This window comes from Salmonella sp. SAL00672, assembly GCF_046552175.1.
Taxonomy (GTDB): Bacteria; Pseudomonadota; Gammaproteobacteria; order Enterobacterales; family Enterobacteriaceae; genus Salmonella; species Salmonella enterica.
The window spans coordinates 25,323-39,122 of record NZ_JBGDUQ010000006.1 but is presented as its reverse complement, the minus strand read 5'-3'; the positions used below and the strand labels follow the sequence as shown (position 1 = coordinate 39,122).

Here is a 13,800-nt window from a genome sequence, read left to right as displayed (position 1 = left end):
CGTAATCCGCATTGCGGTTAATTGAAATGGAAAAAGTATGAAGAACTGGAAAACGCTGCTTCTCGGTATCGCCATGATCGCGAATACCAGTTTCGCTGCCCCCCAGGTAGTCGATAAAGTCGCAGCCGTCGTCAATAATGGCGTCGTGCTGGAAAGCGACGTTGATGGCTTAATGCAATCAGTCAAACTCAACGCGGGTCAGGCAGGTCAGCAGCTTCCGGACGACGCCACGCTGCGTCACCAGATCCTGGAACGTTTGATTATGGATCAAATTATCCTGCAGATGGGTCAGAAGATGGGGGTGAAGATCACAGATGAGCAGTTGGATCAGGCCATCGCCAACATCGCCAAACAAAACAATATGACGATGGATCAGATGCGCAGCCGTCTGGCTTACGATGGGCTGAACTATTCAACCTACCGTAACCAGATTCGTAAAGAGATGATTATCTCTGAAGTGCGCAACAACGAGGTTCGTCGCCGTATCACCGTTTTGCCGCAAGAAGTTGACGCGCTGGCAAAACAGATTGGCACCCAAAACGACGCCAGCACCGAGCTGAACCTGAGCCATATCCTGATTGCTCTGCCGGAAAACCCAACCTCCGAGCAGGTTAACGACGCGCAGCGCCAGGCGGAAAGCATTGTTGAAGAAGCGCGTAACGGCGCAGATTTCGGCAAACTGGCGATTACCTACTCTGCCGACCAGCAGGCGCTAAAAGGCGGTCAGATGGGCTGGGGCCGTATCCAGGAGCTGCCGGGGATTTTCGCCCAGGCGCTGAGCACCGCGAAGAAAGGCGACATTGTCGGCCCGATTCGCTCCGGCGTCGGTTTCCACATTCTGAAAGTAAACGACCTGCGCGGTCAGAGCCAGAGTATCTCCGTGACCGAAGTTCACGCTCGTCATATTCTGCTTAAGCCGTCGCCGATCATGAACGATCAGCAGGCGCGCCTGAAGCTGGAAGAAATCGCGGCTGACATTAAGAGTGGTAAAACCACATTTGCCGCTGCGGCGAAAGAGTACTCTCAGGACCCGGGCTCCGCTAACCAGGGCGGTGATTTGGGTTGGGCTACGCCAGATATTTTCGATCCGGCGTTCCGCGACGCGCTGACGAAGCTGCATAAAGGCCAAATAAGCGCGCCGGTACACTCCTCTTTCGGCTGGCATCTGATCGAATTGCTGGATACGCGTAAGGTAGACAAAACCGATGCGGCGCAGAAAGATCGCGCTTATCGTATGCTGATGAACCGTAAATTCTCAGAAGAAGCGGCGACCTGGATGCAAGAACAGCGCGCCAGCGCTTACGTTAAGATTTTGAGTAACTAATGAGCAGTGCGCAACGCGTTGTTATCACTCCCGGCGAACCCGCCGGGATTGGCCCCGACCTTGTTGTCCAACTGGCACAACGCGCGTGGCCGATTGAACTGGTCGTCTGTGCGGACGGCGCGCTCCTGACGGAGCGGGCCGCCATGCTCGGCCTGCCCCTCTCGCTTCTCCCTTACTCGCCTGATGTCCCCGCTGCGCCGCAGCCCGCGGGAACGTTGACTCTATTGCCGGTCTCGCTGCGCGCGCCTGCCATCCTCGGTCAGTTGACGGTAGAAAATGGCCCCTATGTGGTCGAGACGCTGGCGCGAGCGTGTGATGGCTGTCTGAACGGTGAATTTGCCGCGCTGATCACAGGCCCCGTGCACAAAGGCGTTATTAACGACGCAGGCATTCCGTTTACCGGTCATACCGAGTTTTTCGAAGAGCGTTCGCAGGCGAAAAAAGTCGTGATGATGCTGGCAACCGAAGAACTTCGCGTGGCGCTGGCGACCACGCATCTGCCGCTACGGGCGATTGCAGACGCCATCACCCCTGCGCTTTTGCACGAAGTGATTGCTATTTTGCATCACGATTTGCGGACCAAATTTGGTATTGCCGAACCGCGCATTCTTGTCTGTGGCCTGAATCCGCACGCGGGCGAAGGCGGTCATATGGGCACGGAAGAGATAGACACCATCATTCCGGTGCTCGACGAGCTGCGGGCGCAGGGGATGAAACTCAACGGGCCGCTACCTGCTGATACGCTGTTTCAGCCCAAATATCTCGATAATGCCGACGCGGTGCTGGCAATGTACCACGATCAGGGCCTGCCCGTGCTAAAATACCAAGGGTTCGGTCGGGGAGTGAATATTACGCTCGGCCTACCTTTTATTCGAACCTCCGTTGACCACGGCACCGCGCTTGAACTGGCGGGCCGTGGAAAAGCGGATGTCGGCAGTTTTATTACGGCGCTTAATCTCGCCATCAAAATGATTGTTAATACCCAATGAATAATCGAGTCCATCAGGGCCATTTAGCCCGTAAACGCTTCGGGCAAAACTTTCTCAACGATCGGTTTGTGATCGACAGTATTGTTTCTGCTATTAATCCGCAAAAAGGCCAGGCGATGGTTGAAATCGGCCCCGGCCTGGCGGCGCTGACGGAGCCGGTCGGCGAACGACTGGATAAGCTCACGGTCATTGAACTTGACCGCGATCTGGCGGCGCGTTTGCAAACCCATCCGTTTTTAGGGCCGAAGCTGACTATTTATCAGCAGGACGCCATGACCATGAACTTTGGCGAACTGTCTGCGCAGTTGGGCCAACCGCTGCGTGTGTTCGGCAATCTGCCCTATAATATCTCCACCCCGCTGATGTTCCATCTCTTTAGCTATACTGATGCCATTGCCGACATGCACTTTATGTTGCAAAAAGAAGTGGTAAATCGTCTGGTTGCAGGGCCGAACAGCAAAGCGTATGGTCGTTTAAGCGTGATGGCGCAATATTACTGTCAGGTGATCCCGGTGCTTGAAGTGCCGCCATCCGCCTTCACGCCGCCGCCCAAAGTGGACTCCGCCGTGGTGCGTCTGGTTCCACACGCAACAATGCCTTACCCGGTTAAAGATATTCGCGTGTTGAGCCGTATTACCACCGAGGCCTTTAACCAGCGCCGTAAAACGATCCGTAACAGTCTCGGCAACCTTTTTAGCGTTGAGACGTTGACGGAAATGGGTATTGACCCGGCAATGCGCGCGGAAAATATCTCTGTCGCGCAGTACTGCCAGATGGCCAACTATCTGTCGGAAAACGCGCCTTTGAAGGAGAGTTAAACATGATCAATTCGCCCAGAGTGTGTATTCAGGTGCAAAGCGTCTACATTGAGGCGCAATCCTCACCTGACGATGAACGTTACGTTTTTGCCTATACCGTAACCATCCGCAATCTGGGCCGGGCGCCAGTGCAGCTATTGGGCCGCTACTGGCTGATTACCAATGGTCATGGCCGTGAAACCGAAGTCCAGGGCGAAGGTGTGGTTGGCGTCCAGCCGCGCATTGCGCCTGGCGAAGAGTATCAGTACACCAGCGGCGCGGTAATTGAAACGCCGCTGGGCACCATGCAGGGTCATTACGAAATGATCGATGAAAATGGCGACGCCTTTACCATCGACATTCCCGTGTTTCGACTCGCCGTCCCTACACTCATTCACTAAAATTATAACAATGGCAACTTATCTCATCGGCGACGTTCACGGTTGCTACGACGAACTGATCGCCTTATTACAGCAAGTGGAATTTACGCCAGATACAGACACTCTGTGGCTGACTGGCGATTTGGTCGCCCGCGGTCCCGGTTCGCTGGACGTGTTACGCTACGTCAAATCGCTTGGCAATAGCGTGCGTTTGGTGCTGGGGAATCACGATTTACACCTGTTGGCCGTATTCGCCGGGATTAGCCGCAACAAACCTAAAGACCGGCTGACCCCGCTTCTTGAAGCGCCGGACGCCGATGAGCTGTTGAATTGGTTACGCCGTCAGCCGCTGTTGCAGGTAGATGAAGAGAAAAAGCTGGTCATGGCGCATGCGGGTATTACCCCACAGTGGGATTTGCAGACGGCAAAAGAGTGCGCCCGCGATGTTGAAGCGGTGCTGTCGAGCGACTCGTACCCCTTTTTCCTCGACGCGATGTATGGCGATATGCCGAATAACTGGTCGCCGGAGTTAAGCGGTCTGGCGCGGCTACGCTTTATTACTAATGCCTTTACCCGTATGCGTTACTGCTTTCCTAACGGTCAACTGGATATGTACAGCAAAGCGTCGCCGGAAAATGCCCCTGCGCCGCTGAAGCCGTGGTTCGCCATTCCGGGGCCGGTGAGCGAGGCTTACAGTATTGCGTTCGGGCACTGGGCGTCGCTGGAAGGGAAAGGGACGCCGGAAGGTATTTACGCGCTGGATACCGGCTGCTGCTGGGGCGGGGAGTTGACCTGTTTACGCTGGGAAGATAAACAGTATTTTGTGCAGCCGTCAAACCGCCAGATGGATATGGGCGAAGGCGAAGCGGTCAACGCCTGATAGGTTTATGCCTGATGGCGCTACGCTTATCAGGCCTACATCTGGCGACATCTGGCTCAAGAGTAGGCCGGATAAGGCGTTTCGCCGCCATCCGGCACTACAGCGTTAACGACGCTCCAGAATCTCGAAACAATAGCTGTGAGAATTCTGCGCGTCGGCATCGTGAAACTCACTGAATACCGATTCCCAGTCATCCGGTTCATAATCCGGAAAATGGGTATCGCCTTCGACTTCCGCATCAATATGCGTCAGATAAAGCTTCTGCGCCTTTGGCAGGAACTGCTCGTACACGCGCCCGCCGCCAATGACCATAATTTCCGGCGCATCGCCGCAAGCGGCAATCGCCTCATCGACAGACTTCACCCACTGCACGCGATCGTCGGTGCCTGGCTGGCTGCTGATAACAATATTTTTACGTCCCGGTAAGGGGCGTCCGATGGACTCCCAGGTGTGACGTCCCATGACGACAGGTTTATTTAACGTGTTACGTTTAAACCAGGCGAGATCGGCAGGCAGGTTCCACGGCATGGCGTTTTCCATACCGATGACGCGATCCACCGCTAACGCCGCAATCAGACTGATCATTAATTATTTCCTGATACAAAAAAAATTGCCGCCACTATACGTAAAGCGCAATCTTTCGTCGACTGACGAAAAGAGGATGAGCACGAAAATTTTTCGTTCTGCTGGCGACGCCACTCATTTGATGTGGAGCGCCAGCATTACAGTAGTTCAAAAACAGCCAATTAGCAGTAAAGTTTGCAGAACATCACATTTTTTACTTTAGATTGACGGTTTGACCTCGGGTTCATCAGCGGCCTCCCCGGAATGTTTGCCCTCAGCCGTTCCCTGCCAGCCGTGGCACTGAATCAACGACAGATGCTCCCGGTCCTCGGTAATAATTTCGCTCAACATCGCGCTGGTACGTTTATAGGCGGCGGCGCGAGATAACGGATCGTTTTCCCCTTTCGCCATCTCTTCCACCATCCGGGTATTAAAATGACGGAACAGATCCGCGCGCTCGCGGGCTTCATAACGTCCCAGCCCCAGCGCTTCCAGCGCCTGTCGTCCGCTTTTGAGCGCGCCTTCGAAGGTTTCACGTTCGGGCATCGCCACACCAGCCTGGCGCAGGCGAATATAATGATCGACATCACGGGCACGGGCGATAATCTGCAGATGCGGGAAATGCGACTTCACCAGTTCACTCAGTTGCAAATTGGTTTGCGGATCGTCAATGGCGTTAATCAATACCTCCGCCTTCGCCGCTCCGGCAGATTCCAGTAAATCCATACGCGTCGCGTCGCCATAAAAAACCTTCATGCCGAATTTACGCAGCGTTTCGATATGATCGGGGTCGTGATCGAGCACCACCATCTTCACCCCGCTCGACAGCAGCAAACGCCCGGCTATCTGCCCAAATCGTCCAAACCCGGCCACAATAACCCGCGGTTGCTCTTCGTCGATTTCATCCGCCTCGCGCGCTTCCCCCGTCGCGGTCTTCTCCATGCGCGTCAGCAGCACCAGAAAAATCGGCGTTGCCGCCATCGACAGCGCGACCGCCAGCGTCAGCGCTTTTGCCCATTCCGGCTCAAGTACATCCGCCATTTGCGCCGCGCCAAAAACCACAAACGCAAACTCACTTCCCTGGCCTAATAAGACGGCAAACCAGCGACGCTGTTTTGCCGGTACGCCCAGCGGCCTCGCGACCAGCCACAACATGACGATTTTGATTGCCAGAAAACCGGCCAACAACAGCAGAATGCGCAGCGGATTCTCCACCAGCGTGCCGAAATCAATCGACATGCCGACGCCAATAAAGAACAGCCCCAGCAGCAACCCCTTAAAGGGTTCAATATCGCTTTCCAGCGCATGACGATATTCCGAACTCGCCAGCAGAACGCCCGCCAGAAACGCGCCCATCGCCATTGACAGCCCAACCTCTTCCAGCAACAGGCCGAAACCAAACACCAGAAATAGCGCCACGGCGCTGAACACTTCCCGCAAACCAGAACGCGCGACAAAGCGCAGCGCCGGGCGCGTAACGTAGCGTCCCAGCAGCACCACCAGCGCCAACGCGCCTGCGACTTTCAACGCCGATAGCGCAAACGCGCCAAGCGTGGTGGATGCGCCGCTGGCGGCCAGCAGCGGAATCATCGCCACCAGCGGGATCGCCGCGATATCCTGGAACAAGAGCACTGCGAATGCGCTACGCCCTACTTGCGAAACGGTCAGGTTACGCTCATTCATTGCCTGCATGGCGATAGCCGTGGACGAAAGCGCCAGCGTCATGCCAATCAGTTCCGCCACCTGCCAACGCAGGCCAAGAAACATGCAGAACAGACCGATCAGTCCGCCGCAGACCACCATCTGTAACGCGCCGCCGCCAAATACCGAGGCGCGCAGCTTCCATAACCGTTGCGGGTCCAGCTCAAGCCCAATAACAAACAACATCAGCACGACGCCGATTTCCGCAAAATGCAGAATAGATTCGGCGTCCGTCACCAGCCGTAGCCCCCAGGGGCCGATAATGCAACCCGCAATCAGATACCCCAGCACCGATCCTAAGCCCAAACGTACCGCAATCGGCACAATCAGCGCCGCCGAACCAAGATAGATCAGCGCCTGCAGTAGAGTATGGCTATCCATGATTCACCTCCTGCCATGCCAGTAAACGCTGTTTATACTGACGCGCCTGCGCCTGTAAGGTGTCGTCATCGCAAATGAACGTGCAGTGCATGGCAAACGGCGGCAGCCATTTGAGGCCGCAATAGAGCGCCGTCGCCTGTAGCGGCTGAGAAAGGACGTCAAATCCGGGATGGGAGCCGATAGCAAAGTGGTTTTCACCACCGCCGGTCGTTACCGCCCACAGCAGATGTTTACCGTGCAATGCCGTACCGCCATGACCGTAAGCCCAGCCGTGGGTGAGGACTTTATCCATCCATAATTTGAGTAAAGGAGGGACGCTATACCACTGCATCGGATGCTGCCAGACGATAAGACTCGCGCGCGACAGCGCCTCCTGTTCGGCGGCAACGTCAATATTGAAATCGGGATAGAGGTGATAAAGCGAACGTATTTCGACGTTTTCCAGCGTCCCTGCCTGTTCAAGCATCCGTTTATTCGCATGAGAATGATGCGGATACGGATGCGCATAAATAATGAGGATCATGATTAGCCTGTGATGATCTGTTTTTTATCACAAAGTGTAGTGACAAATTCGCCAGGCTAATAGTGAATATTATTGAGCGGCTAATCAGAAAAAATTGAATTAACGCCAGCAAGGAGTTGGCGCCATCCTGCCCCGGAAGACGCCCTCGAAGGGCCGCAGGCGTTTGCGGAAAAACGCGATCCGGTGTGGAAAGGTCGGTGATGATGGCGGCCTTAAATCGCTGACAAATCGGTTTAAGGCCTTCTTGTCGGGCGGCGCTGCGCTAAATTTGCCTGTAATGACTGTAATATCAATCCATTACATGATGACACAGGCCCAATAAGCGCAGCGCCAACAGCATCTGAACCTCCAGACACGCTGGATGCCAGATCGCCGACGCATAAATTAACCTAATGGGTCAGGTACTTAGAGCCTGGCCCAGTAGGCGTAATTGTTGAAGCCAGTTTGGGGCCGACCAGCGCGCAGAAACCGGAGCGTACACGTAGTACGTGAGGATTTTGAGCACTGCCCGGTCCCAAAATGGCGAATAAAATAGCCTAATGGGCCAGGCACTTAATCTTTCGCCATGCGGTTAAACTGCTCAATAGTAAGATCCCACGGCTCATGGGCCGCATCCGGCATAAAACTGCCGTCATCCACGCCAATTTCGTCCTTGATAATTTTATTCAGTTTTTCATTCATCGTAAGAATGAGATCCTGATATTTCTGTTTATCAGCAGCAAGGTTATGGTTCTCATCGGGATCATTTTTAAGATCGTAAAGTTCAAGATCGTTGTACTTAATAAGATCCTCCCAGGTTTCCGGCGTATTATGCTCCCTTAGCGAGAAATAACGCGCAAACTTATAACGGCCATCGTTAATCATCCGCGTCCCTGAACGATGGCTAAAATCAGGATGCAAATGGGATATTTCCTGCTTGATTTGCGCCACCGTTTTTTGTTTATCTCTTTGTAGCGCAATAACGCGGTGGAGATAATGGGCATCGGTATACAAGATCATGCCATAGCAATATAAGCTGGCATTTCTCACCGCATTAACCGCAACGCCCTCCGGGTTTTTTAGCAATCCGCTAAAATTAACGCCTTTGCGGTTGCCTAACGCCTGGTGCTGTTTTTCTTCCGGCAAACCGGTCAGTCCAACTAATGTCGGCGCGATATCAAGATGACAGGTCAACGCCTGACATTTCTTATTACCGGGGTACGCCGGGTGGGAAATAATCATCGGTACATGGATCTGTTCTTTATAAACGGAAGCGCCTTTACCGTGCATCTGATGGCTTCCGCCTAATTCGCCATGATCGGCAGTAAATACAACAATCGTTTTATCAGTTAACTTGAGGGCATCCAGTTCATTTAATATCCGGTCAAGGTGAGTATCACAATCGCGGATACAGTTGAAATAGTAGTCAAGCAGTTTACGCCAACGACGATCTTCATCAGGAAACTGCCCTTCCAGCGCAGCGCGCGCCGTCTGGTATTCAAGATGCGCCGGCGGTCTTCCCTGCTCATTGAATGACTGATGCCTGTTTGCCGGCAGCGGATAGTTCGGCCAGCTTGCCTGATAAAGCTCGTTTTCCGGCGGCTGCGTGGGCGCCAGGGTATTATCATCCTGATCCAACTCGCCACGCCACTGTACCTTTTCTCCCTCTTTATCGGTATCAATAAACATGACGTCATGAGGATTAACGAGGTTAACGGCCAGGAACCAGGGCTTGTGTTGGTCATTCAATGGCTGCCCCTTGCATCTTAACCAATTTATAGTCTGAGCCGTGGTGGTTGAATCATAAAAATAGCCGCCTTTACTATGGCCTATAATATCTCCGATGCCGTGATAGTCAGCAAAACCATATTTTTCCATAATTTTATGTAATTCTGGTTCGGGAATATCCCCGACATCAATATCCTCATCTTTTTCGTCAGGCAAAGGCTTCTCCAGTTTTTCTGTAAGATGCCACTTACCTTTATAGGCCGTATAGTATCCCAGTTCCCGCATCATATGGCCTGTGGTTCCAAGAGCGGGGTCAAGGTCATAAGGCATCCAGGGTAAGCCCAGATTATCAAACATTTTTGTCTGGGGCATATGTAAGCCGGTATACAATACGGAGCGGGAAGGCGTACAGACATTACTGGTATTCTGATGATTACAGAATGTCACCCCCGTTTTCATGAGCCGCTCTCTGCCGGGTACCGGGAAAGGAAACGTAGGAAAAAAACGCTCCTGGTCGGTCACGACTAACAGAATATTATATCCTTCTGGCAATTTTTCCGGGATTTCGCCAGTAAACGGTTTATCCCACGCCGGTTTCGCCTTGACGGCGCATTTTTCATCAGCCTTTACCGCGCCGGATAACATACCGCCTGCGGCAAGAATACCGGCACTGGTTAACAGTTTCCTACGCGTAAGATCCGTCTCTTCTGCGGACAGATTTTTTTTATTACTCATATTATTATACCTGTAGTCAGTAACTTTATCACATATTCATTTATTACTGTACGAGGAAGCGTGGATATGTATCAATGCCTTCCGGGTAAGAATATGTGTTATAAATTGATTTGTATTTCAAATTAGAAATATATTAATAAATGAGCATAATTCATTGAAAAATTATTTAGATGAAAAGTTCATTGTTTTTATTTTAGAGATACAACTGCAGACATTACTTCATAAAAAAATACATTATTAAACATACTCTATAGCGCTGTGTTCGCGCCTTTTCCCTTCAGCTACGGTGATTACCCTATGCCGCTACAATAAAATCCCCCCGAAAGAAACACTATCAGTAACAGGCCGCGTAACCATAGACATACAACCGGTAATATCACGCTGGGAAATTAAAACATAACTCAATTCTGTTATGTTGCTTATGAATAAAACTAGCGTATTGCCGCGTGATTCAATAAAAATTACGCCATTAAAAGAAATAATATAAAAACTATTATTTACAGGGGGTTAAGTTTCTTTTTAGCTGGCAGTGCATTATTTTACATTGACAACAACATAAAGAGGTGACTATAACAAGATATAAAACGGTCACACCAAATAAGGCTATTTTCAGATAATCAACCGAGGTTATTACCCAAAATAATTCGAGTTGCTTAAAGGCGGTAAGGGAGTGAGTTACCAGGAGCATAGATAATTATGTGACTGAGGTGAGCGACAAATCTGCCGGGAGCAGATTTGAACGTCGCGTGCGACGGCCCGTCAGGGCGAGGCCCATAGGTGGGCCGAGTAATCCGTAGCCAACACATAAGCAACCTGAAGTATGAAGGGGATAAATAATTTCGTTACGGATTACTGATATTGCGCAAACCTTATCATCAATGCAACAGGAACAGAACCATGAAAAAACGCATTATTGCCGCCGCATTACTGGCAACGGTTGCTTCATTCAGCACGCTTGCGGCAGAGCAGGTCTCTAAGCAAGAAATCAGCCACTTCAAACTGGTTAAGGTCGGCACCATAAATGTGTCCCAGAGTGGCGGACAGATTTCCTCACCCTCTGATCTACGCGAAAAACTGTCAGCATTAGCCGATGCGAAAGGCGGAAAATATTATCATATTATCGCTGCACGTGAGCATGGTCCGAATTTTGAAGCCGTTGCCGAAGTTTATAACGATGCGACGAAATAAAGCTCTGATTGCGCCATAACGAGGGCACAGGCATGAAATAATAAGAGAGCGCCAGCAAGGTGCCATGTTACGTCACAATCCACTCAGGGCCGTCTGGAAACAGATGCTGGCCCTCTTTTTTATCAACAGTTCATCCGGGGCAGGCAAGCCGTTGGAATGTGCGCGCGCAGGCAGTAAGCCCTTCGTGAATAAGACGGTTTTGCGGGCTGTTTTAAGATGATGTTTAGTGCGCTTTTACCTGCCTGAACCAGTAACTTTCCATTTTCGTTATCCATTTCCCCTTTTTATTTTTCGGTATTACGCCAGCCCAAAGTAATTGCAGCTGTCGGTTATAGGTTCCAATAGCGTGTCCACCATACGCCCCTTCAAATGCTATCACCATGGGTCCCTGCCCTTTTACCCCCTCTTGTCCTTCATGGCAATAAAGCGCGTTGCGGTGAGTCACGTCAAGTTCATACCGTACGTTCAGTTTCACACATTTTTCCCCGCAGCCTTCTACTGGCGGCAATATTGTCATGGTATAAGGCGGGTTATCTGCCGTGGTTTTCCATGTTCCGATCAGGTCTTTGCAGGCGTTTATCTCCGTAGCCCCGGAGGCGGCAGAAAATAGCGCGAGCAAATAAAAAGGTATTGTTTTCAGTTTCATTACAGACTCCTGTTCCTTATACCTCATCATTTATACCTAATCATAAGGATAAATGCCCTGCGATATGTTTTTTTCCGGGAAATGTTGAGCCGCTGTTCAGAGAAATGTCGATGAGTGTAACCTCATGTAAGCGGACAGCGCGGTGGGGAAAGCGGGAACACGGGCGAATGGTCTAACGTATTTCGACGTTTTCCGGCGTCCCTGCCTGTTCAGGCATCCGTTTATTCGCATGGGAATAAATGGATGCGCATAAAGAGAGAATATTATTGCGCGGCTAACCAGAAAAAATTGAATTAATTATCCAGCTCGCTCATATTTTTCAGCTGATCGCGATTAATCTGTTCGGTTTTCCCGGTGGCGGCGTTTTTGTAAGACACCATACCGGTATCGTTATCGACCTCGGGTTTCCCGTCGGTGACAATAGTTTTGCCATCCGTGGTTTCAACCGCCTGGTTAGAAGAGCATCCTGCGACGGTGAATAGTGTTGCTGCGGTAAACAGTGCGGTCATAAGACGTTTTTGCATGGTGTTCTCCCTGCTTTTCAGTTGTTTTAGCATGTGACTGTTAACTGTAGCGTTATTGGCGAAAAGCAGGGAGAAATGCAGAACACTCTTAATGAGGGTTATCCGATGGCGTTCCGCGCAAAGTCATGTTTCCGGTCTGTGTTAGCGTCAAGCCGCGAGTTTCCGGGGCAAACATCACCGATACGCCAAGCCCGACTAACGAAATCAACGCGCCAATCAGCATGACGTTATTAATACCGTAACGAGTAATAAAAATCGGTAATGCCCAGGTGGAGACAATGGTTCCGATGCGGCTTAACGACATGATAACCCCCACGGCCGAAGCGCGAATATCCGTCGGGAAGAGTTCATTAGGATAAAGCCATTGCAGTATGCCCGGTCCGCCGGAAAAGAAGGCGTATACCGCAAACGCCACCACGACCAGTATGATGCCCAGATTTGACACCAGCCCCAGCAGCGCCAGCGCGATAGTCATCATGGCGAAGCTGCCAATAAGCAGAGGGCGACGGCCAATACTGTTTAGCCAGAACATCGCCGGTATACAGCCCAGCATAAAAAAGAGGCTAATCACCACATTGCCGAGCGCCGCGTTGCGCCCCTGCTCCCAGCCGAGTAACCCGACGATCTGCGGCCCAAAGGTATAGATAGCGAACATCGGGATTACCTGACAGGTCCAGATAGCCGCAACGAACAGTACAAACGGAAAATGACGGCGGTTAAACAACTGCAGGAAGCGGGTCTCCTGCGGCGGCTCATCGTCAAAGCAGACCGGTTCGCCGAACAGTTTGATCATCATTTGTTCGCACTCTTTTACCCGTCCTTTTCGCAATAGCCAGCGTGGCGATTCCGGCAGGTCAAAGCGGCCAATCAAAATGATTAAGCACGGGATAAAGGCGCTGCCAAGCATCCAACGCCAGCCGCCTTCCATGTCATACAGCCAGTAGCCCACCAGGTTGGCGCAGGTCGCGCCGACGTACCACATCGCGGCGATAAAACCGATGGAGAACGCGCGCTGGCGGGTGTTGGAAAACTCCGTAATCATGGAAGTAGCGATAGGGTAATCCGCGCCGATAACAATGCCAATTAAAACGCGCATCACCAGCAATTCAAGCGGCGTGGAAACAAACATGGTCGCCACGGAGATAACACCGATAGCGATAATATCAAGCAGGAACATTTTACGCCGCCCGACTTTATCGCAAATATAGCCAAACAACGAGGTGCCGATAAACAGTCCGGCAAGCGTAGCCGCGCCGAGCGCGCCAATCCATTCAGCATCAAGGTGCAATAGCGGCGTCAGTTGTTCCAGCGCCACGCCAATGATCACCAGCACGTAGCCATCAAGGAACGGGCCGCCGCTTCCCCACAGCATAATTCTGCGATGAATGGAGGAGAATTTAAGGTCATCAAAGTTCCTGGGCTGCTGCATGGTGATGTCCTGTTTCAACACGGGCAAAGCGC

The 13,800-nt window shown here is 51.7% G+C and carries 13 protein-coding genes and 1 pseudogene; 7 read left to right on the top strand and 7 right to left on the bottom strand.

What is annotated here, in order from left to right; translation table 11 throughout:
* Window positions 1-37 precede the first annotated feature (37 nt).
* The 5 genes from surA to apaH are packed head-to-tail and all read left to right on the top strand — an operon-like array spanning window position 38 to window position 4,370.
* Window positions 38-1,324 carry a peptidylprolyl isomerase SurA gene (gene surA, locus ACLJTG_RS15805; RefSeq protein WP_000800482.1) on the top strand — a complete coding sequence of 429 codons (1,287 nt, stop codon included), beginning with the start codon at window positions 38-40 and terminating at the stop codon, window positions 1,322-1,324.
* Window positions 1,324-2,313, top strand: a complete 990-nt coding sequence (pdxA, locus tag ACLJTG_RS15800) for a 4-hydroxythreonine-4-phosphate dehydrogenase PdxA (RefSeq protein WP_023238199.1) — start codon at window positions 1,324-1,326, stop codon at window positions 2,311-2,313. Before surA ends, pdxA begins: the two co-directional genes overlap by 1 nt.
* Complete coding sequence (gene rsmA / locus ACLJTG_RS15795) at window positions 2,310-3,131, top strand: 16S rRNA (adenine(1518)-N(6)/adenine(1519)-N(6))-dimethyltransferase RsmA (RefSeq protein WP_001065397.1); 822 nt, start codon at window positions 2,310-2,312, stop codon at window positions 3,129-3,131. The genes pdxA and rsmA overlap by 4 nt, the downstream gene beginning before the upstream one ends.
* 2 nt (window positions 3,132-3,133) lie before the next feature.
* Complete coding sequence (gene apaG, locus ACLJTG_RS15790) at window positions 3,134-3,511, top strand: Co2+/Mg2+ efflux protein ApaG (RefSeq protein ID WP_000610894.1); 378 nt, start codon at window positions 3,134-3,136, stop codon at window positions 3,509-3,511.
* Window positions 3,512-3,521: 10 nt separating this feature from the next.
* Window positions 3,522-4,370, top strand: coding sequence for a bis(5'-nucleosyl)-tetraphosphatase (symmetrical) ApaH (apaH, locus tag ACLJTG_RS15785; protein ID WP_000257211.1), 849 nt, complete (start codon window positions 3,522-3,524; stop codon window positions 4,368-4,370).
* 105 nt (window positions 4,371-4,475) lie between these two features.
* On the opposite strand, the gene folA is transcribed toward apaH, so the two are convergent.
* From folA to kefF, 3 genes are all read right to left on the bottom strand, one after another.
* Window positions 4,476-4,955: a type 3 dihydrofolate reductase gene (gene folA, locus ACLJTG_RS15780; RefSeq protein ID WP_000624379.1), complete on the bottom strand. Its 480-nt coding sequence runs from the start codon at window positions 4,953-4,955 to the stop codon at window positions 4,476-4,478.
* A gap of 198 nt (window positions 4,956-5,153) precedes the next feature.
* On the bottom strand, window positions 5,154-7,016 hold the full coding sequence (gene kefC, locus ACLJTG_RS15775; protein ID WP_079951384.1) for a glutathione-regulated potassium-efflux system protein KefC: 1,863 nt from the start codon (window positions 7,014-7,016) through the stop codon (window positions 5,154-5,156).
* Window positions 7,009-7,539, bottom strand: coding sequence for a glutathione-regulated potassium-efflux system oxidoreductase KefF (gene kefF / locus ACLJTG_RS15770; protein ID WP_000600706.1), 531 nt, complete (start codon window positions 7,537-7,539; stop codon window positions 7,009-7,011). Before kefF ends, kefC begins: the two co-directional genes overlap by 8 nt.
* Before the next feature lie 135 nt (window positions 7,540-7,674).
* On the opposite strand from kefF, the pseudogene ACLJTG_RS15765 reads away from it, so the two are divergent.
* Window positions 7,675-7,740, top strand: a pseudogene (locus tag ACLJTG_RS15765) (hypothetical protein); the annotation flags it as partial.
* Between the two features lie 351 nt (window positions 7,741-8,091).
* Here ACLJTG_RS15765 and ACLJTG_RS15760 read toward each other — a convergent pair.
* Window positions 8,092-9,981: a sulfatase-like hydrolase/transferase gene (locus ACLJTG_RS15760; protein ID WP_000066315.1), complete on the bottom strand. Its 1,890-nt coding sequence runs from the start codon at window positions 9,979-9,981 to the stop codon at window positions 8,092-8,094.
* A gap of 897 nt (window positions 9,982-10,878) precedes the next feature.
* Here ACLJTG_RS15760 and srfN point away from each other — a divergent pair.
* Window positions 10,879-11,169, top strand: a complete 291-nt coding sequence (srfN, locus tag ACLJTG_RS15755) for a DUF1471 family virulence protein SrfN (protein WP_000745957.1) — start codon at window positions 10,879-10,881, stop codon at window positions 11,167-11,169.
* 223 nt (window positions 11,170-11,392) lie between these two features.
* Here srfN and ACLJTG_RS15750 read toward each other — a convergent pair whose 3' ends face one another.
* The 3 genes from ACLJTG_RS15750 to ACLJTG_RS15740 form a co-directional block, all read right to left on the bottom strand.
* Complete coding sequence (locus tag ACLJTG_RS15750) at window positions 11,393-11,809, bottom strand: hypothetical protein (protein ID WP_198898327.1); 417 nt, start codon at window positions 11,807-11,809, stop codon at window positions 11,393-11,395.
* 299 nt (window positions 11,810-12,108) lie between these two features.
* The gene (locus ACLJTG_RS15745; protein ID WP_001172089.1) at window positions 12,109-12,339 is read right to left on the bottom strand and encodes a YgdI/YgdR family lipoprotein; all 231 of its coding nucleotides are present in this window, start codon (window positions 12,337-12,339) and stop codon (window positions 12,109-12,111) included.
* Window positions 12,340-12,427: 88 nt separating this feature from the next.
* Window positions 12,428-13,768: an MFS transporter gene (locus ACLJTG_RS15740; RefSeq protein ID WP_001674927.1), complete on the bottom strand. Its 1,341-nt coding sequence runs from the start codon at window positions 13,766-13,768 to the stop codon at window positions 12,428-12,430.
* Window positions 13,769-13,800 lie beyond the last annotated feature (32 nt).